Annotated in this window: 19 protein-coding genes; 2 read left to right on the top strand and 17 right to left on the bottom strand. The window is 63.5% G+C overall.

The genetic code is table 11. From position 1 onward, the window contains the following. Window positions 1-75: 75 nt before the first annotated feature. The 14 genes from E3U47_RS24140 to E3U47_RS24075 all read right to left on the bottom strand — a co-directional run bounded on the left by E3U47_RS24140 (window position 76) and on the right by E3U47_RS24075 (window position 14,480). Complete coding sequence (locus tag E3U47_RS24140; RefSeq protein WP_134694086.1) at window positions 76-465, bottom strand: hypothetical protein; 390 nt, start codon at window positions 463-465, stop codon at window positions 76-78. Further along, window positions 462-1,025 carry a hypothetical protein gene (locus E3U47_RS24135; RefSeq protein WP_134694085.1) on the bottom strand — a complete coding sequence of 188 codons (564 nt, stop codon included), beginning with the start codon at window positions 1,023-1,025 and terminating at the stop codon, window positions 462-464. Before E3U47_RS24135 ends, E3U47_RS24140 begins: the two co-directional genes overlap by 4 nt. Window positions 1,026-1,222: 197 nt before the next feature. Next, window positions 1,223-1,831 (bottom strand): His-Xaa-Ser repeat protein HxsA, encoded by a 609-nt coding sequence (gene hxsA, locus E3U47_RS24130; RefSeq protein ID WP_134694084.1) that lies wholly within the window; start codon window positions 1,829-1,831, stop codon window positions 1,223-1,225. Continuing rightward, window positions 1,828-3,057: a His-Xaa-Ser system radical SAM maturase HxsC gene (hxsC, locus tag E3U47_RS24125; RefSeq protein ID WP_134694083.1), complete on the bottom strand. Its 1,230-nt coding sequence runs from the start codon at window positions 3,055-3,057 to the stop codon at window positions 1,828-1,830. The genes hxsA and hxsC overlap by 4 nt, the downstream gene beginning before the upstream one ends. Window positions 3,058-3,062: 5 nt before the next feature. Next, window positions 3,063-4,550 (bottom strand): His-Xaa-Ser system radical SAM maturase HxsB, encoded by a 1,488-nt coding sequence (gene hxsB / locus E3U47_RS24120; protein WP_134694082.1) that lies wholly within the window; start codon window positions 4,548-4,550, stop codon window positions 3,063-3,065. Continuing rightward, window positions 4,547-4,846, bottom strand: coding sequence for a His-Xaa-Ser system protein HxsD (gene hxsD / locus E3U47_RS24115; RefSeq protein WP_094010393.1), 300 nt, complete (start codon window positions 4,844-4,846; stop codon window positions 4,547-4,549). Before hxsD ends, hxsB begins: the two co-directional genes overlap by 4 nt. A 174-nt stretch (window positions 4,847-5,020) precedes the next feature. Then, window positions 5,021-5,965, bottom strand: coding sequence for a carbohydrate kinase (locus E3U47_RS24110; protein WP_134694081.1), 945 nt, complete (start codon window positions 5,963-5,965; stop codon window positions 5,021-5,023). A gap of 41 nt (window positions 5,966-6,006) precedes the next feature. Beyond that, window positions 6,007-7,497, bottom strand: a complete 1,491-nt coding sequence (xylB, locus tag E3U47_RS24105) for a xylulokinase (protein WP_134694080.1) — start codon at window positions 7,495-7,497, stop codon at window positions 6,007-6,009. A gap of 16 nt (window positions 7,498-7,513) precedes the next feature. Then, on the bottom strand, window positions 7,514-8,983 hold the full coding sequence (locus E3U47_RS24100) for a mannitol dehydrogenase family protein (RefSeq protein WP_134694079.1): 1,470 nt from the start codon (window positions 8,981-8,983) through the stop codon (window positions 7,514-7,516). Window positions 8,984-8,994: 11 nt separating this feature from the next. Then, window positions 8,995-10,107 carry an ABC transporter ATP-binding protein gene (locus E3U47_RS24095; RefSeq protein ID WP_134694078.1) on the bottom strand — a complete coding sequence of 371 codons (1,113 nt, stop codon included), beginning with the start codon at window positions 10,105-10,107 and terminating at the stop codon, window positions 8,995-8,997. Window positions 10,108-10,161: 54 nt separating this feature from the next. Beyond that, window positions 10,162-10,995 carry a carbohydrate ABC transporter permease gene (locus E3U47_RS24090; RefSeq protein WP_046856056.1) on the bottom strand — a complete coding sequence of 278 codons (834 nt, stop codon included), beginning with the start codon at window positions 10,993-10,995 and terminating at the stop codon, window positions 10,162-10,164. 10 nt (window positions 10,996-11,005) lie between these two features. Beyond that, entirely contained in the window at window positions 11,006-11,929 is a 924-nt protein-coding gene (locus tag E3U47_RS24085; protein WP_038705865.1) for a carbohydrate ABC transporter permease, read from the bottom strand. Window positions 11,930-12,000: 71 nt separating this feature from the next. Continuing rightward, complete coding sequence (locus E3U47_RS24080; RefSeq protein WP_134694077.1) at window positions 12,001-13,311, bottom strand: sugar ABC transporter substrate-binding protein; 1,311 nt, start codon at window positions 13,309-13,311, stop codon at window positions 12,001-12,003. A 263-nt stretch (window positions 13,312-13,574) separates the two neighbouring features. Continuing rightward, on the bottom strand, window positions 13,575-14,480 hold the full coding sequence (locus tag E3U47_RS24075; RefSeq protein ID WP_134694076.1) for an AraC family transcriptional regulator: 906 nt from the start codon (window positions 14,478-14,480) through the stop codon (window positions 13,575-13,577). A 383-nt stretch (window positions 14,481-14,863) separates the two neighbouring features. Here E3U47_RS24075 and E3U47_RS24070 point away from each other — a divergent pair, with 383 nt between their 5' ends. Then, on the top strand, window positions 14,864-15,166 hold the full coding sequence (locus E3U47_RS24070) for a DUF3077 domain-containing protein (protein ID WP_167659531.1): 303 nt from the start codon (window positions 14,864-14,866) through the stop codon (window positions 15,164-15,166). Window positions 15,167-15,285: 119 nt separating this feature from the next. Here the strand turns inward: E3U47_RS24070 and E3U47_RS24065 are convergent, their stop codons facing one another. Then, window positions 15,286-16,050: a hypothetical protein gene (locus tag E3U47_RS24065; protein ID WP_134694074.1), complete on the bottom strand. Its 765-nt coding sequence runs from the start codon at window positions 16,048-16,050 to the stop codon at window positions 15,286-15,288. Between the two features lie 63 nt (window positions 16,051-16,113). Continuing rightward, window positions 16,114-17,391: a bifunctional O-acetylhomoserine aminocarboxypropyltransferase/cysteine synthase gene (locus E3U47_RS24060; protein ID WP_134694073.1), complete on the bottom strand. Its 1,278-nt coding sequence runs from the start codon at window positions 17,389-17,391 to the stop codon at window positions 16,114-16,116. Between the two features lie 184 nt (window positions 17,392-17,575). Here E3U47_RS24060 and E3U47_RS24055 point away from each other — a divergent pair, with 184 nt between their 5' ends. Next, entirely contained in the window at window positions 17,576-17,854 is a 279-nt protein-coding gene (locus E3U47_RS24055) for a hypothetical protein (protein WP_134694072.1), read from the top strand. Window positions 17,855-18,042: 188 nt separating this feature from the next. On the opposite strand, the gene E3U47_RS24050 is transcribed toward E3U47_RS24055, so the two are convergent. After that, window positions 18,043-18,883 (bottom strand): SCO family protein (locus E3U47_RS24050; protein WP_134694071.1); only part of this gene is annotated, 841 nt, incomplete at its 5' end.

Raw genomic sequence — 18,883 nt, 5'->3', positions numbered from 1 at the left:
CCCACGAGTCCGCTCATACAAGTCCGCGCCCACAAGCCCGATCCCACAGGCCTGCTCCCGCGTTTCGGCTAGCCGCTAGGGCGCTAGGTTCACGCCATTACAGCGCCCCTTGGTGGAGAAATCGTTGATCTGCCGCGCCTTGTTCACCGACATCAAAATCGTGCAGCCGCCAGGGTGGGCCACGTCATCCCAGTAGTTGGTATGGACCATCACGTTGCCTTGCATCTCGGCGGTGCTGCCGACCACCTCCTTTTGCACGTAGGTGGTATCGCGGTACCAGCCCAACTGCACCCCAGCGCCGCCGGGCAACGGCTCCATGCGCATGGGTGGGCCGAAGAAGTCGATGGCCTGCTTGGCGTCGCGCCCTTGCCATTGGTTGCCCGCCATCAGCTCCGGCAGGGTCGGGATGCAGCCGGCCAGCGCAGGCAGCAACAGGCCAAGGAACAGCAGAGGGCGTGTGCTCATCGTGGGGTGTTCGCCAGCATGTCGTCCAGCTCCTGCACCGCCTGGCTGTTGGCTTGGACGCCAATCAACTGGATGAACATGGCCTGGATGGTGGCGACCATCTTCGCCGCCGGCATCTTGCCGATCGACAGCATCTGGTTGCGCGCGCGGTTATCGGGGGCGCAGACGAAGGCGAAGGTGCGCTGCAACCAGTAGTCCTTTGGTGCGACCCAGTCTTTGGCGTTGGTTTTCACATCCCTCACGGCGCCGTCGAAGCGACGTATCGCCCGGGCGCTGTCCAGACGGATCTGGCGCTGTTTGCATTTGACCTGCACCTCGTAGGCGGCGAGGGTCGGGAAGGCCGGGTCTTCGAACAGCTGCATGACCTGGGCCGATTGCACGCCACCGGGCTTTTGCAGGATGCCGGCGGCATCGGCGACGTAGACCTCGTTGTGCAGGCGTTCGCCTTTGCCGTAGATGATCCAGTAGTCGCCGGAGGCGGGTGCGGCCAGGGCCGGGGTGCTGCAGGTGAGGGCCAGGATGGCCAGCCATTGGCAGAGGGGTGGAAGTTTGTGACCCATGGAGTCCTTTCCTGGTTTTTGTAATCCAGAGGGGACTATACGAGCGCTGGGTGAGTAGGGTCGATTAGGGCGCTTGTGCTAATGGCCAAGCGCCTTTATCACTTATGCGCAGTAATCAGAACCTGCCGCTAACGGCTTGCATTGGGACTCACCGGTTGCTAGAGCGAGTTCGCGGTGGAGTCTTAACCTGACGAAGTTTATGGAATCTTGATCCCCAGGGAATTGAGAGTGGGTGTATCCATCCTGCCATTCACGGTCAGTGCGCTATCCATTTGGAAGGCCATCAACGCGCCACGAGTAGCCTTGCCCATGACCCCATCAATTGTGCCTTGATAGTACTGGCGAACCATCAGTGCAGTCTGTACGCGCTTGACCAGGTTGCTTTTCTGTTCGTTGGTCGCACGTGTCTTTGACGAAGCCGGGCTCGCTCCGGGAGTAGTGCCGGACGACTGATAAAGGCTATTGCTACCTGAAGTACTGTGCGAGGTACTCGGCGCACTGTAGCTCCGTGTGCTGGTTGCGGGCGGGCTGTAGTAGCGAGGTGCGCTATAGCCACCGGACCCGCTGTAATGGGAGCTGTGGGAGCTATGGGACCGATGTGAGCTGTGCGAGCGATGTGCCGCATAAATGTTCACTGCGTCTGCGGCATTGAGCGTATTGGCAAAGACTGGAGGCTGCAGCTTGTCGTTTGGTTGCCAGTTCGCATCGGCGAGCGGTGTATGGCCCGCCTGTGCCAATGTGGTACCAGCCATTGGCAACAAGGTGATGCCACTGATCAGGATTTTCCAGCGGTCAAGCAGTTTCACTGTGCACTCCTTGCATAGGCGCTAAAGGCCTCGGTCGATAGTTGTCGTACGCCGCGGCTCTGCCAGCGGTCAGTGTGGGATTTGAAGAACCCTGAGCAATGTTTGACGGCAGCGCATTGCTGACAGGTATCGATGAACAGGTTTTTCCAGTCGGAGATGCTCTGGCGGGCGAATCGTGAGAGGTGGGGTGGGATCAAACACAAGGGCAGGTTGTAGATCGAAACCGGCATCCCACGGTTGAAGAGGAAATAGGCGGTTTGGCTCAATGCTTCTTGATAATCCAGCGGGTCAATCCACAACTCCTCGTAGTGCTTTCTGGCCAGACCAGTACTTTCGATACCCATCAACGCAACGTGCCGTACGAAGGGGAGGTTCCTGAACACGTAATGGGCTAATTCAGGCAAGCGTGGTGTGGTCAGGCGACTGAGTACCACGCGTATCTCAATGATCTGGTTAGCGCGCGCGAGGTTATAGAGTCCTTGCACGGTTTCGCTGAAGGCGCCCGGGGCCTGAACTACATGGTCATGGTCGACTGCGTTGTCGGCATACAGCGGAATGCCCCAACTCAGCTGGGGGTGGCCCAGGGCCGCGAGGGCTGCGATCCAGCTCGGATCTTTGAACAACCGTCCATTGCTGAGCACGTGTACGGACTTCTGTGGCAAAACGGTTTTGCACTTGGCCAGAATCTCAAGCAGGCCATCACGATAAAGAGTGGGCTCTCCGCCGCTGATCCCCAGGTTTTCCTCGCCCGCGTCCATCAGGTCGATCAGTCGAAGGTTTTCCTCGATATGCCAACGGTCATCAATATCTTTAGGCGGTTGTGAGCACATCAGGCAGAGGCTGTTGCAACGATCCGTCATGAAAAGCAGGTTACTGTCTGATCCGCGTCGATAGAGCACTCTTACCAATGTATTGCCAGGGGTAATGGCAATGACATCACCAGGTTGAACGACATCCGGATTTTTGGGGGAATGCAGGTGCAGTCTGCCGTTGTCGAATGGGCTAGTGAGTGACTCTGGGGTCAGGAAGCCGCCCACCGGCAATGAAACCAGATGTGGATTTCGCTCAAAATCTTCGCTGGGTAGCCAGAGCAGTAAATCATTGAATTGCGTGGCACCGGCGCAAACTGCGACTCCTTGCTCAATGAACTCATCCAGGGTGATGACCTTGAGCAGCTTTGGTTCATTCAGGTATTGAATTTCGAAGTGGGTATCTTTGCGCAGCATCGTCCTCAGCCCCTGTAGCCTGGGAAGCGAACATCGCTGTATGAGCGCCTGTTCAGCCAGGACAGCAGTACCCTTTGGACGTTGTCATCTCCGTCGCGTAGCAAGGCGAACAAGTGCTTTAACAGCCCCATGTTCTTCTTGCAGAAACTGCTGAACAACCGGTGTCCGATCGGATCACCTTGGCGTGCATAATGTTCGACCGGGTCTGCGCCGCAGTAGGGAACCAATGCGCAATCCGAACAGCCCGGCAATGCCTCCGCGACGCCACTGGCAAGCAGCGCCTCCATGACGGGTGAGGCCAAAAGTTCTGACAAGGGTTGCTGGACTGTGCCCAACCTTAAACCGTTTTCGCCCATCTCCAGCAGCATCCGAGCCTCGTCCGACGGGTAGACGTAACCGTCATAGTTGTAGACCAGAGCCGCTGTACCCGCGCCGGCGGGTGAGCGCAGGTCGACATAGCCGGATGAGAAGGGCGTCAGGATATTTTTCAGCAGCAAGCTGGTGTAGCTCTCCGACAGGTAGGTCCCTTGCTGGTTGATCTTCAGCAGATAGGTCAGAGCCTTCGTGTAGAAGGTCAGGTACTGCTCAATCGGATAGTCAAGGCGATGTGCACTCTTGGAGGCAAACCCGTAAGGGCTGAGCGGTCGAAGTGAAATGCTGGAAAAGCCCTGCTTTACATACTCGTCGATGATAGCTTCAGGCTGTTCAAGGCTTCGAGAGGTCAACGTTGTCAGCGCGGAGACTGCGTCGTGTCCAAGATGCTCGCGGACCCGTTTGATGCCTTCCACGGTGCGCTCGTAAGAGTCCCGTGAAGGCGTCGGGCGGTTGGCATTGTGCAAGGGCGCCGGTCCATCGAGGGAAGTCGAGAACTGGATGTTGTGCTGTTTTGCGAAGTCGAGTATTTCGTCCGTCAGGTGGTGCAGCGTTGTGGTTATGACGAACTGAATATCCCGTTGCTCGACCAGGTTTCGTGCAGCTACCCATTCGACAATCTGGCGTACACGTTCGAAGGCCAGAAGTGGCTCGCCGCCCTGGAACTCTACCGTCAGGGCGGGAGCGTTCGATTCGAACAAGCGATCAACGGCAGCGAGTGCATCCGCTTCCGATAGGTCATGGCCCGAGCCACCCAGCGGTGCGCGCGAAACTTGACAGTACTGGCAGGTATGGTTGCAGCGTAGCGTTACAACGAACAAGTGCAGGGCCGGCCCCTGGAAAAGAAAGTCCTTGCGGCTGCGATATTGCGCCGCCATTTCGGGAAAAGGATCGTGGCGTGTCGGTTCGTAAATGAAATGGCGAGCTAGCAGGTCCTTGTAAAAAGATGTGCCTGCTTCTATGTCGAAGTAACTGAGGGCCCGTAACTGCGCGTCGTTCACGTACAGATACTCGCCTGTATCGGAGGTGAGCAAAATGTCGCAGCCATTTGCGGTGTTCAGGCGCATGAAGCGGAAGGGCAGCAGACGGTAGCTGTTAGCGTCGGTCGCAATCAGTGTCACCGCGAAACCCCGCATCCAGCAAGCGCTGCTCGAGCCAGCACCTCACGCAACCCAGCTGTCTCACGATTGATGTGATCACGTAGGGCAAAGTCATTTAAATGCTGGAGGATCAGCGAATGTGCCTGCTCCTGAGGCAGCATGACTTTCGTTTTAGCAGGGAAGGCAGTGAGGCTGATCTGGTCAGCTTCAATGCCGATCTGAATCGCGACTGTGTCAGCCAAGGCGTAAGCGGTTCGTTGCACCGCGCTGAGGGAATAGGCTGCGCTGTCGAGTTTCAGAATGACTGGCCATGTCATTGGAACCGGTCCTTCAAATCCGTTGGGAACGTGTGGATTTTGCCGGCTAACGAGGCATAGTGCCATCATATTTTTTTACATTTGCATACATTCAGTCAGGATTTTGATGGGCGGTTCGGGAAATTGTGAGAATGGGAAACCATCGTATGAAGTCTCCCAGACTATGGTTGATCCTCAGAATGTCGGTGGTAGTTCATGCACATAGGGCAGGTTCGGGCCTGTTCGTGAGCAGGTGATCGCTGCGGCACGGATCGCGTAGGCGAGGATCGCATCGATGGTTTCATGGGTGAGAATCGCCACGCCGGCCGGGCTATCTGCATCGAGGCGAGCCAGGCAGGCAAGCACCGCAGCCTGGAAAGTATCACCAGCACCCACTGTGTCGCTAACCGGCAACGAAGTATCCGCCGGCCGCTGCCATGACCCATGCGCGCAATGCACGCTGGCACCGTGAGCACCATGGGTGATGAACACCAGCCGGCACCGTTCGTTCAACCAGCCTCGGGCCACGTCACGCGCCTCTCGACCGGGATAGAGGATGCCGATGTCTTCCTCACTGGCCTTGATCACATGCGCATGTCCGGCAAACGCTTCCACCTGCCGCCGCCACAGCGCCACATCCGGCTGCGGATTGAGCCGCACATTCGGATCCAGGCTGATCAAGCGCCGGTCCCGTTCGCGCTCCACCAGCGCCAACAGAGTATCGGCCACGGGCTGCACCACCAGGGTGTACGAGCCTACATGCAACCCCCGCACACGCTCATCCAGCACCGGCAGATGCTCCAGCATCACCTGCCGATCCGCACACCCTTCACCGCGAAACTGATACTGCGCCGAGCCATTGGCATCCAGCCCAACCATGGCCAGGGTGGTCGGCGCAGCACTGTTCACCACGTAGCGGCAGTCCACCCGTTCCTCTTCCAGCACCCGGCGCAGCCGGGCGCCGAGGTAGTCGCTGGACAACCCGCCGAACAACGCCGATTCCACGCCCAGCCGGCGCAGGCCGACGGCGACGTTGAACGGCGACCCGCCGGCAATTGCGGTAAACCCCAGCTCGTTGCTGCGGTTGCTGTTTTCCAGGCTGAAGACATCGAACAGGGCCTCGCCACACACCAGGTACATGTAGTTCTCCAGAACGATTGATAAGGGCAGGATACCTGTGCTCAGCGCGCAGGCAGTTGATCCCGGTAGCGTTGATAGGCGACCTCGTACTCGGCCTGTTGCGCCGGGCGGGGCAGGGTTCGGGTGCTTTCGTCGAGGGCGACGCAGCGTTTGCACAGGGTTTCGAGGCTGTCGCCCTGGCCTAGTTGGCGACCGAGGCTCCAGGCGGCCTGGATCGCGGCGCCCAGGGCGGCGGCTTCGGTCTGTTGGGGGCATACCACTGGCAGGCCGAGCAGGTCGGCCAGCACCTGCCGCCACAGCGGACTTTTCGCCGCGCCACCGACCAGGCGGATTTCGCTGCCTGGCAGGCCGCTGGCGCGCAGCAGGTCGAGGCCGTAACGCAGGCTGAAGCAGGTGCCTTCGAGCACGGCGCGGCAGAGGTTGGCGCGGGTCAGGTTGGCGCTGGTCATGCCGTGTAGGCTGGCCGTGGCTTCGGGTAATGCGGGCACGCGCTCGCCGTCGAAGAAGGGCAGCATCAGCAGGCCGTCGGCGCCGATCGGGGCTTGGGCGGCGAGCTCAGTGAAGCGGTCGAGGTCGAGTTCCAGCAGGTCGCGCACCAGGGCGCAGGCGCTGGTGAGGTTCATGGTGCAGATCAGCGGCAGCCAGCCGCCGCTGGAGGCGCAGAAGGTCGCCACTTCGCCCTGGGCGCTGAGGTGGGGCTGGTCGGCATGGGCGGCCAGGGTGCCGGAGGTGCCGAGGCTCAGGGTGATCATGCCGGGGGCGATATTGCCGGTGCCGATGGCGCCGAGCATGTTGTCGCCGCCGCCAGTGGCTACCAAAGTCTGTGGGCTCAGGCCGAGGGCAGTGGCGGCCTGTGCGCGCAGGGTGCCGATGCAATCGCCGGATTCGACCAGCTCAGGCAGCGCAGCCAAAAGACGTTCGCCTGGCTCGATGTGCTGAAGGACATCAGGCGCCCAGGCGCGGCGGCGCACATCGTAGTAGCCGGTGCCGGAGGCATCGCCGGGCTCAGTGCAGACGCGACCGGTCAGCCAGTAATTCAGGTAGTCGTGAGGCAGCAGGAGATGGGCGAGGCGGGCGAACAGTTCGGGATGTTGGCGCTTGGTCCACAGCAGCTTGGACAGGGTATAGCCCGGCGCGATCACCAGCCCGAGGCGTTCAAGCGAGCCCTGGGCGCCGCCAAGGGCATTGAGCAACTCCGCGTTCTCAGGCGCGCTTTCGGTGTCGCACCAGAGCTTGGCCGGGCGCAGCACCTGGCCTTGGGCGTCGAGCAGCACCAGGCCGTGTTGCTGGCCGGACACCGCCAAGGCGCGAATGGCCTGGCCATCCACACCGGCATCGCGCAACGCAGCGGACACCGCCGTGCGCAGGGCTTGCAGCCAGTCAGCCGGGTCCTGCTCGCGCCGGCCATCGCGACCTTGGGGCGGTGCATGGGCGGCGCTGCCCAGGCCCAGCACCTGGCCGCTGCCGGCGTCCAGCACCAGGGCCTTGGTGCCTTGGGTGCCGCAGTCGATGCCGAGGAACAGTCCGTCCATTTCGAAAGCCTCCGTGTCAGTCGCCGAGGACCTGGCGCAGGGTTTCACTCACGCCGACTTCGCGCAAGCTGTCGTACAGGCGCTCGAAGGCGCTGACGAAGGCTTTGGATGCGGGGATTGCACTGCCGAAGATCGCCTCGTCGCCGAGCACCCGGGCGGCCAGGCCGTCGCGCTGCGCCACCCGGGCCTGGCAGTCGGCGGCGCGGGGGTCGGGGATGCTGTAGCGGGTGCCCTGTTCGTCCTCGCCGCGCAGGTACAGGGCCCAGGCGGCTACCACCAAGGCGACGCGCTCCAGGGGCTTGTTGTCGGCGATCAGGCGGTTGGCGGTGGGCACGATGAACTTGGGGAATTTCGACGAGCCGTCGGAGCACACGCGCTCCAGCTGGTCGGCGATGGCGCGGTTGGCGAAGCGCTCGGTGAGGCTGTGCTTGTAGCGCGTCAGGTCGATGCCCGGTACCGGGGCCAGTTGCGGGGTGACGTCCTGGTCCATGAAGGTGCGCATGTAGCGGTGCAGCAGTGGGTCGGCGAGGGTTTCGTGGACGAAGCGGTAGCCTTGCAGAAAGCCCAGGTAGGTGAGGGCCAGGTGGCTACCGTTGAGCAGTTTGATCTTCATTTCTTCATAAGGCGTGACGTCGTCGGTGAACTGCACGCCGACCTGCTCCCAGGCCGGGCGGCCGGCGACGAACTTGTCTTCCACCACCCATTGCAAAAACGGCTCGCACACCACCGGCCAGGCATCGTCGACGCCGTAGCGCTCGAGCAGATGCTGGCGGTGCGCGGGGCTGGTCATCGGGGTGATGCGGTCGACCATGGCATTGGGGAAGCTGACGTGGCCGTCGATCCAGCGGGCCAGGTCGTGGTTCTGCAGGTGGGCGAAGGCCAGCAGGGCCTTGCGGGCGACGTCGCCGTTGTGCGGGAGGTTGTCGCAGGACATCACCGTGAAGGGCCCACTGCCGGCCTCGCGGCGGCGGCGCAGGGCTTCGCAGAGGAAGCCGAACACGCTCTGCGGGGCTTGCGGGTTGGCCAGGTCGTGCTGGATCTGCGGCAGGTCGACGCGGAATTCACCGGTGCTGTCGTCGATGCAGTAGCCGCCTTCAGTGATGGTCAGCGAGACGATGCGGATGTTGGGTTCGGCCAGTTTGGCCAGCAGCGCTTCGGCGCCGTCCTCGGCCAGCAGCATGCCGTTGATCGCGGCGATCACGCGGACTTGAGTGTCGGGTTGGTCACCCAGTTCGAACAGGGTGTAGAGGTGGTCTTGCGCGGCCAGGGCATCGCGCATGGCGCGGTCTTCGCGGCGCAGGCCGGCGCCGCAGATGGCCCAGTCGAGGCCTTCGCCCAGGTTCATCAGGGCGTCGGTGTAGGCGGCCTGGTGGGCGCGGTGGAAGCCGCCGACGCCGATGTGCACGATGCCCTGGCGCAATTGGCTTGGGTCGTAGCTGGGGCGGGCGACCGCCAGGCGGGGGAGGTTGTGTTGGTTGAGTTTCATCCTGAAGGTCCTTAGGCCGCCTGTTGCAGGCGCTTGTCGAGGGCTTGGCCGTTGCTGTCGAACAGGTGGCAGTGGGCAGGGTCGAAGGTCAGCTCCAGGGCCTCGCCGAAGGCCGGCGCGAAGTCCCCGCGCACGCGGACGGTGAGCATCTCGCCGGACGCGGCGCGCACATGGCAGTAGCTGTCGCTGCCCAGCCGCTCGCTGACATCGGCCGTCACCTGCAGCGACCCCGGCGCACCCTGGCACACCGGGCTGATGCTCAGGTGCTCGGGCCTGATCCCCAGGGTCACCTGGCTGCCGGTGTGCAGCTCGCCCGCGCACAACGGCAGGGCGATGCGCGCACCACATTCGAGTGCCACCTCGCACTGGCTGCCCTGGTTACGGCTCAGGTGGCCACGCAGGAAGCCCATCTTCGGCGTACCGAGAAACCCCGCGACGAACAGGTTGGCCGGGTGGTGGTACAGCTCCAGCGGCGAGCCCACTTGCTCGACGCGCCCGCCGTTGAGTACCACCACCTTGTCGGCCAGGGTCATGGCCTCGACCTGGTCGTGGGTCACGTAGATCATCGTCGCGGCCAGCTCCTGGTGCAGGCGCGCCAGCTCCAGGCGCATCTGCACGCGCAGGGCGGCGTCGAGGTTGGACAGCGGCTCGTCGAACAGGAAGATCTTCGGGTTGCGCACGATGGCACGGCCGATCGCCACCCGCTGGCGCTGGCCGCCGGACAGCTGGCGCGGCTTGCGTTCGAGCAGCGGTTGCAGCTCGAGGATGCGCGCGGCGTTGTCGACCTTGGCGGTGACCTCGTGCTTGGCGACACCGGCCAGGTCCAGGGCGAACGACAGGTTCTTGCGCACGGTCATGTGCGGGTACAGGGCGTAGGTCTGGAACACCATGGCCAGGTCGCGCTTGGCCGGGGCGGTGTCGGTGATGTCGGCGCCGTCGAGGGTGATGCTGCCGCTGCTGACCTCCTCGAGGCCGGCGATCAGGCGCAGCAGGGTGGACTTGCCGCAGCCGGAGGGGCCGACGAACACCACGAACTCGCGGTCGCGCACGTCCAGGTCGATGCCCTTGATGATGGCGTGGCCATCGAAGCCTTTGTGCAGGTTGCGGATTTTCAGGTCAGCCATGGTGGGTGTCCTTGTCAGAGGCGAGAGCAGAATTGGCGTGGGAGTGGCGGGAAGTCATTTCACAGCACCGAAGGAGAGCCCGCGCACCAGTTGCTTCTGGCTGATCCAGCCAAAGATCAGGATCGGCGCGCAGGCCAGGGTCGAGACGGCCGAGAGCTTGGCCCAGAACAGCCCTTCGGGACTGGAGTAGGAGGCCACCAGCGCGGTGAGCGGGGCGGCGGCGGACGAGGTCAGGTTGAGCGACCAGAACGCCTCGTTCCAGCACAGGATCAACGACAGCAGCAGGGTCGAGGCCAGCCCGCCGCGGGCGATCGGCAGCAGCACGCGGACGATCTCCTGCCAGGTGCCGGCGCCATCCAGGCGCGCAGCTTCAAGGATGTCCACGGGGATGTCCTTGAAGTAGGTGTACACCATCCACACCACGATCGGCAGGTTGATCAGGGTGTAGACGATGACCAGCGCCAGGCGCGAATCGAGCAGGCCAAACTGCTTGGCCAGCAGGTAGATCGGCATCAGCACGCCCACCGGCGGCAGCATCTTGGTCGACAGCATCCACAGCAGTGTGCGCTTGGTGTGGCGGGTTTCGAAGAAGGCCATGGAGTAGGCGGCCGGCACGGCGATAAGCATGCACAGAAGGGTCGCCGAGAAGGAAATTAGTACCGAGTTCCAGGCGTAGGCGAAGTAGTCGCTGCGCTCGTTGATGTGCAGGTAGTTCTCCAGCGTCGGCGCGAAGATGAACTGCGGCGGCGTGGCGAAGGCGTCCAGCTCGGTCTTGAAGCTGGTCAGCAGCATCCAGAAAATCGGGAAGAAGATCACCAGGGCGATGGCCCAGCACAGCAGGCCGAGCAGGGCGTTCTTCAGGGTGCGGGTTTGCTTGAGTGTCAGCATGGCGGGCTCCTCAGCTGCGCGCGGTGAGGTTCTTGCCGATCATGCGGACCAGCACGATGGCGGCGATATTGGCGATCAGCACGGCGATCAGGCCACCGGCCGAGGCCATGCCGACGTCGAACTGCAGCAGCGCCTGGTTGTAGATCAGGTAGGCAAGGTTGGTGGACTCGTATCCGGGGCCGCCGCTGGTGGTGGTGAAGATCTCGGCGAACACCGACAGCAGGAAGATGGTCTCGATCATCACCACCACGGCGATGGGCCGCGCCAGGTGCGGCAGGGTCAGGTGCCAGAAGATCGCCAACGGGCCTGCGCCATCCAGGCGCGCGGCTTCCTTCTGTTCCAGATCCTGCGACTGCATGGCGGTCATCAGGATCAGGATGGCGAACGGTAGCCACTGCCAGGAGACGATCAGGATGATCGACAGCAGCGGGTAGTGCGCCAGCCAGTCCACCGGTTGCGCGCCGAACAGGCGCCACACGGCGGCGAGGATGCCCGACACCGGGTGGAAGATCAGGTTCTTCCACAGCAGCGCGCTGACCGTGGGCATGATGAAAAACGGCGAGATCAGCAGCACCCGCACCACGCCGCGGCCCCAGAACTCGCCGGCCTCCAGCAGCGCGGCAATCAGCACGCCGAGCACCACGCTGATCGCCAGCACGCTGCCGACCAGGGTCAGGGTATTCAGGGCGCCGGGCATGAAGCCGGCGTCGGTGACGAAGAAGGCGAAGTTCTCAAGGCCCACGAACTGGTTTTCGCCGGGGTACAGCAGGTTGTAGCGGATCAGCGAGAAATACAGGGTCATGCCCAGGGGCACGATCATCCACAACAGCAGCAGCGCCACCGAAGGGCTGACCAGGAACCAGCCGGGGCCGACGCGGCGTTTGCCGGGGCGCGCGGTGGCGAGGCTCGGGGTGTCGAGGGCCGATGTGTTCATGGCGACTCCGTATGCAGCAAAAAGGGGCGGTCACCGCGCCGGGGTTCGGCGCGGTCGGGGGGCGCTGCGGGTTACTTGGGGTAACCGGCGCGCTTCATCTCGCGTTCGGTGGATTGCTGGGCCGAGGCCAGCACCTGGTCCACCTTCATCTGCCCGGTGAGGGCGGCGGCGAACAGCTTGCCGACCTGGGTGCCGATGGCCTGGAACTCGGGGATGGTCACCAGCTGGATACCGACGTAGGGCACGGGCTTGAGGGTGGGGTGGTTGGGGTCGACGCGCTTGAGCGATTCGAGGGTGACCTTGGCGAATGGCGCGGCGGCCAGGTACGCGTCGTTGTAGGTCGAGGCGCGGGTGCCGGGCGGCACGTTGGCCACGCCTTCTTTCTCGGCCACCAGCTTGCCGTAGGCCTCGGAGGTGGCCCAGGTGGCGAACGTCCTGGCGGCGTCCTTGGATTTGGAACTGGTGGGGATCGCCAGTGCCCAGGAATACAGCCAGGTGGCGCCCTTGTCGGTGACTTCCTTGGGCGCGAAGGTGAAGCCGACCTGGTCGGCGACCTTGCTCTGGGTCTTGTCGGTGACGAACGAGCCGGCCACGCTGGCGTCGACCCACATCGCGCACTTGCCGCTGTTGAACAGCGCGAGGTTTTCGTTGAAGCCGTTGCTGGAGGCGCCGGGCGGGCCGTATTGCTTGAGGGTGTTCACATAGAAGTTCAGCGCGTTCTTCCATTCGCTGGCGCTGAACTCGGGTTGCCATTGCTCATCGAACCAGCGTGCGCCGAAGGCGTTGGCCACGGTGCCGATCAGCGCCATGTTCTCGCCCCAACCGGCCTTGCCGCGCAGGCAGATGCCGTACTGGCCCTGATCGGGCTGGTTGAGCTTGGCGGCGAACTCGCCGAGCTGGGTCCACGTGGGTTGCTCGGGCATGCTCAGCCCTGCCTTCTCGAACAGGTCCTTGCGGTAGTAGGTGATCGAGGCTTCGGCATAGAAGGGCAGGGCGTACAGCGTGCCATTGGCCGACAGGCCGTTGCGTACCGAGGGAAACACGTCGTCGAGGTTGTAGTCGGCGGGCAGGTCGGTCATCGGCGCCAGCCAGCCCTTGGCACCCCATAGTGCGGCTTCGTACATGCCGATGGTCAGCACGTCGAACTGGCCGCCCTGGGTGGCGATATCGGTGGTCAGGCGCTGGCGCAGCACGTTCTCTTCGAGTACCACCCACTTGAGCTGGATGTCCGGGTGCTGCTGCTCGAACACCTTGGCTAGGCGCTGCATGCGGATCATGTCGTTGTTGTTGACCGTGGCGATGGTCAGGGTGCCGGCGGCCTGGGCATGCAGCGGCAGGCTGAGGCAGGCGGCGGCCAGGCAGGCCTTGATCGAGTCGTTCATCGGTGAACTCCCTCGGGGAAGACGTTATTGTTTTTGTGTCGCTCGCGGTGGATTACACCGTTGCGCGACGACGCCGACAACGCCTCGCCTGCACCTTGGCTGATACTTTTTTGCTATGCGCATTCCCTTGTAGGAGCGGCCTTGTGTCGCGAAAGGGCCGCGCAGCGGCCCCGGCGATTGATGCGTTAACGCCGAAACCCTGGGGCCGCTGCGAGCCCCTTTCGCGGCACTAGGCCGCTCCTACAGGAGATTGCGCACGGTGTTCAGGTGCGGTTCTGCTCGGTCAGCCGCTGGGTCACCAGGCTGCGGTAGTCGGAAGGGGTCATGCCCTTGAGTTGCAGGAAGCGCCGGTTGAAATTCGACAGGTTGCTGAAGCCCGACTCGAAGCACACCTCGGTCACCGGCAGCTCGCCCTTGGCCAGCAGCTCGCACGACTTGCTCACCCGCAGCCGGTTGACGAACTCGACGAAGCCGCGCCCGGCGGCCTGCTTGAAAAACCGCGAGAAGTAGGTCGGCGTCATGCCCAGGTGCTCGGCCACCTCGTTCTGGCTCAGGTCCTGGGCGTAGTGCTGGAAGATGTAGTCCACCGCCCGGTTGATACGCTCGACGTTGTGTTCGTCGGCCAGCTGCGAAGAGGTGACGGTGGACAGCAGTTGGTAGTCATCGCAGGCGGCAAGCTGTTCCATGAGGATAAAAAAGTATCCCAGGCGGGTCATGCCGCGGCTGTCGGCGATGCGTTGCAGCAGCTGGCGGCTCTCCTTGATCAGTGCCGGGTCGCGGAACTCGATGCCGTAGCGTGCCCGGGCCAGCAGCGGGGCCAGCTGGGTGAGCTCGGCGAACACCTGGCTGCCGTCCTCGAGTACCTCGTCGGTGAAGTTGACCAGCATGTCGCGCTTGCCCACCACCTCGTCGGGGCCGACCTGGCTGATCCAGTTGTGCGGCAGGTTGGGGCCGGTGAGGAACAGCGTGTCGGGGGCGAAGTTGCCGATGTAGTCACCGATGAACACCTTGCCGGCGCTGGCGACGATCAGGTGCAGCTCGTATTCCTTGTGGAAGTGCCAGCGCACCAGCGGGCTGGGGAAGCCGTGCTGGCGGTAGATCAGCGAGGCGCCTTCGTGGTCGTCCATCAGCTCGTAGGACGGGTCGGTGGCTTTGCTCGTTCTGGGCATGGTGCTGGCAGGCTCCGCGGGACGAAGGGGCATCCTAGTGTGCTGTTGCACAAAAAACACTCGCGAATCATGGGGTGTATTTGCAAAACACCACACTAGCGCGAAGTCCGGACGCTGGGCAGGGGGGGGGTAGCGTTCCTACATGCCGCATTCCGGCGTTGCTGTAGGCCATTTCCTAAAGGCCCATTTCCACCCGTTTGGCCATTGTGGCGGGGTGAGCGTGGGCTTTAGTCTCGCCCTGCCCGTCGCGCTCCAGCAACACGGATCGACCAGGTTTCTGGGCAGAGCATCACGCACGGATCGCGTGGGCTGGCCTGGTCGGCACCAGGCGCTGGGCGCGGCGGGCTCTTGATTTTCCTACCGGGTATTACAGGGGGCAGCGAGTGAACAAGGACGATTGGCCGAAAGGCCCGGGGCAATTGAAGATCGTCAGCCTGGCGGCACGTGCCGGGCGACATTCGATTCGCAACTGGGTACAGGCGATACCGGGCTTGCCAACGCGGGAGGTGCTGCAGGAGACCTCGGTCATCCTCGGCGTGATCACCGGCCTCACGCAACAGGCGCTGGTTAAACCACGCGAGGCACAGACACTGATGCGCGCCACCTACTACCTCAGCGGGCTGGCCAAAGCGATGCTCGACGGGCAATTGCCGGTGGTGCGGGGCGAGAAGGGCGAAGGGGAGTGAGCGCCCTTCAAAAGCCGCTTTCGGGCAAACGAAAGCGGCTTTTTTGTTGCAGCGGCTTTTGTGGGAGGGGGCTCGCCCCGCGATTGCAGTGTCGGCCCTATGGCGGAACAAGCAGCGGCTCAGGCCCTGCGCAAGGCTGCGGCCAGGGCGACGGTCAACAGCACCGCCAGCAGCATCGCCAGGGTGATGGTCACGGCAACCCCCAGCGGCTCGAGCAGTGCCGCCACGGCCAGGTAGAACGCAATCACCCCCACCGCGCCAATTGCATTGCCCCGCACCATCGCCGCCATGCCTGCCCGGCCGCCCTGCATATGGGCGAACACCATCAACGGCCAGGCGATCACCGGGATGGGCGCAAGCATGCCGCTGGTGGCTGGCCCCAGCCAACTGGCCAGGCTGGTGGTGACCATCAGCAAAGTGGTGGCGGACACCATGCGCAAGGGGATTTCCCAATAACGGTGCCGCGGTCGGGCCAGGGTGTCAGGCTTGGGTTCACGGCCGCTGGCGCGGATCAGCACGCCGATCAGCAGCAGTGCCACGGCCACCGACACATACAGGTTGCCCCAATGGGTAAAGGCATAGGCCGCCAGCCCGTAGAACAGCACTGCCAGCAGTACCGCCGGTGCCAGCCCGACCTTGCGCGTGGCGTACAGGTAGAAGGCGTAGGTGGCCTGCACCGCCGCCAGCCCGCCCAGCGCGCCGGGTACCGCGTTCAGGGCGAAGGCGCTGCCCTGTTCCAGGCTCAGGAAGGTCATCACCAGCCCCGAGGTGATCGGCAGGCCGGAAAGCAGGCCGCCCAGCAGGCTGCCCCAGCGACGCGCGGCAAGGGAAATGGCCCACATCAGCAGCGGGGTGACCAGCAGTTTCAGGTAAAGCAGGGTCATTGCGGGGTATCCAGGCTTGCAGAACATGCGCCCGCCGTCGGCATTGGGTGGGGCGCGGATGGCTCAGCCGCGGCTGGCCTCCAGTGCCTGGGCCAGGTCGGCGATGATGTCGTCGCAGTGCTCGATGCCGATCGACAGGCGCACCATGTCCCGCGGCACACCGGCTTTCGCCAGCTCTTCGTCATTGAGCTGGCGGTGGGTAGTGGACGCGGGGTGGCAGGCCAGCGATTTGGCGTCGCCGATATTGACCAGTCGCACCACCAGTTGCAATGCGTCGATGAAGCGCGCGCCGGCCGTTTGCCCGCCCTGGATGCCGAACGAGAGGATCGACGCTGGCTTGCCGCCGGTGTAGCGCAGGGCCAGGCCATGCTCGGGATGGTCGGCCAGGCCCGCGTATTGCACCCAGGCCACTTGCGGGTGCGCTTGCAGGTAGTGGGCGACCTTAAGCGCGTTCTCGGTATGGCGCTCCATGCGCAGGGCCAGGGTTTCCAAGCCTTGCAGGATCAAGAAGGCATTGAACGGCGAGAGCGCCGCGCCAGTGTTGCGCAGCGGCACCACGCGGCAGCGGCCGATGAACGCGGCGGCGCCGAAAGCCTCGGTGTAGGTCACCCCGTGGTATGACGGGTCAGGGGTGTTGAGCAGGGCGAAACGCTCCTTGTTAGCAGCCCAGGGGAATGTGCCCGAGTCGATGACGATGCCGCCGATGCTGGTGCCGTGGCCACCGATGTACTTGGTCAGCGAGTGCACCACGATATCGGCGCCGTGTTCGAACGGCCGGCACAGTACTGGGGTGGCCACGGTGTTGTCGACGATCAGCGGCACGCCATGGCGATGGGCCGCCTCGGCCAGGGCCGCAATATCGACGATATTGCCGGCAGGGTTGCCAATGGATTCGCAGAACACTGCCTTGGTCCGGTCATCGATCAGCGCCTCGAGGGCGGCGATGTCGTCATGGGCGGCGAAGCGGGTGGTGATACCCATGCGCGGCAGGGTGTGGGCCAGCAGGTTGTAGGTGCCGCCGTACAGCTTGGCCACCGAGACGATGTTGTCGCCGGCCTCGGCGACGGTCTGGATAGCATAGGTGATGGCCGCCATGCCCGAGGCCACCGCCAGCGCGCCGACTCCGCCCTCGAGGGCGGCCATGCGTTGTTCGAGCACATCGTTGGTGGGGTTCATGATGCGCGAATAGATGTTGCCGGCGACCTTCAGGTCGAACAGGTCGGCGCCGTGCTGGGTATCGTCGAAAGCGAACGAGGTGGTCTGGTAGATCGGCACGGCCACCGCCTTGGTGGTCGGGTCGGGGCTGAAGCCTGCGTGGATGGCGAGTGTTTCCAGCTTCATGCGGTCATTCCTTGAGCGTGGGGTGGAAGCGTTCGAGCATGGAGCGGGCTGGATACGTTGGTCAAGGGGCCGCGCGCCTGGCGCCGGACCTGGCAGTTTTGCCAGTAGCGGCCAGTTGCAACCTCGCGCCATCATCGTCGCCTGCGCCTGACCAAGCGGACGGCGCGCACTCAGGAGCCCTGCCATGTCGAGCCTGATCGCTTCAGCTTGTTTTTACGGCGCCGCCTTGCTGCTCATTCTGTTTGTCGGCGTTGTCTACAGCACGCGCCGGCAGTTCATGTCCTACCACAGCGTGGCGCTTTCCCGACGCTGGCTCGAGCTGGACGATGGCGTGCGCCTGTTGCTGCTGGCATTGATCCATTTGGTCGGTTGGGGCTGGATGGTTATCGCGTTCGCCGGTTTTGCCTTGTTGGCCGCTTGGCACCACCAACCCATGCAGCCAGGCCTGGTCATGGCGTTGTAGGTGTTGATCACGCTAGGCACGGTGCCGGTGATCTGGGTGTCCAGTGGTGTCCGGCAACGCACGGGCGCTGCACCACCCATCTTTATCGGATGGATGGTGCTGTGCCTGAGCCTTTTGGGGTTTCTGCTGGCCTGGCCGGTCTGGTCGTCATCATGACGGCGTACCGTGCCACAGGGCATGCAGGCCTTCTACTGCTTCTGCAGCCGAGCGGTTTCTTCGTCCAGGTACCCCAGTAAAGCGGCAACCTCCGTCTCGCCCAGGCGCATGTTGGGCATCGCCAGCTGGTTGTACTGCTCATACAACAGCATGGCCAACGGGTCCTTGGCCGCGAGCATCTGGTCTGGTGCCATCAGCCAGCGTTTCAGCCAGGCCTCGTCGCGCTGGCGGGTCACCCCAAGCAGGTCTGGCCCGATGCCATGGGTGACGCCACGCTCGGCATCGCCGAGGGTATGGCACGAGGAACAACGGGTCCGGAACAGCTGTTCGCCAGCGCTCGGCGGGCGAATGTCCGGCGCCTGGGTATAGTCGCGGCGTTGGGCGCTGGCGGTCTTCCAGTTGTGCAGGCTGTTGGCCAGGCGGTCGGCGAGGATGTACGGGCTTTCGAACGGCGAGGCCTTCATCCAGCGCCCGGAGGCTTGGTTGCCGATGATCAGGCTGAGGTTGTGGTCCTTGCTGCGGCCGTTCTCCAGGCCCTCGATGTACAGGCCCAGGCTGCGCCGCAGTTGCTCGATGTCGGCGGCCTCGCCGGTGAGCAGGGTCCAGCCGGGGCCGATGGCGAACTTCTGGGCGTAGCGCTTGAGGGTGGCGGGGGTGTCGTTGTAGGGGTCGATGCTGATGGAGTAGAAAAAGATGTCCTGCCCGACGCGCTCACCCAGCAGCTTCTGCACCTGGCGCAGGCGCGCGGTCTCCACCGGGCAGGAGTCGCCGCAGCCGGTGAAGATGAAGTTGATGGCCACCACTTTGTCCTTGATCAGGTCGTCGAAGAAACGCACCTTGTCGCCGTCCTGGGTGAGCAGGGGGATGTTGGGG

This window comes from Pseudomonas sp. RIT623 (genome assembly GCF_004519305.1).
Classification (GTDB): domain Bacteria; phylum Pseudomonadota; class Gammaproteobacteria; order Pseudomonadales; family Pseudomonadaceae; genus Aquipseudomonas.
This window is presented reverse-complemented; position numbering and strand designations above follow the sequence as displayed.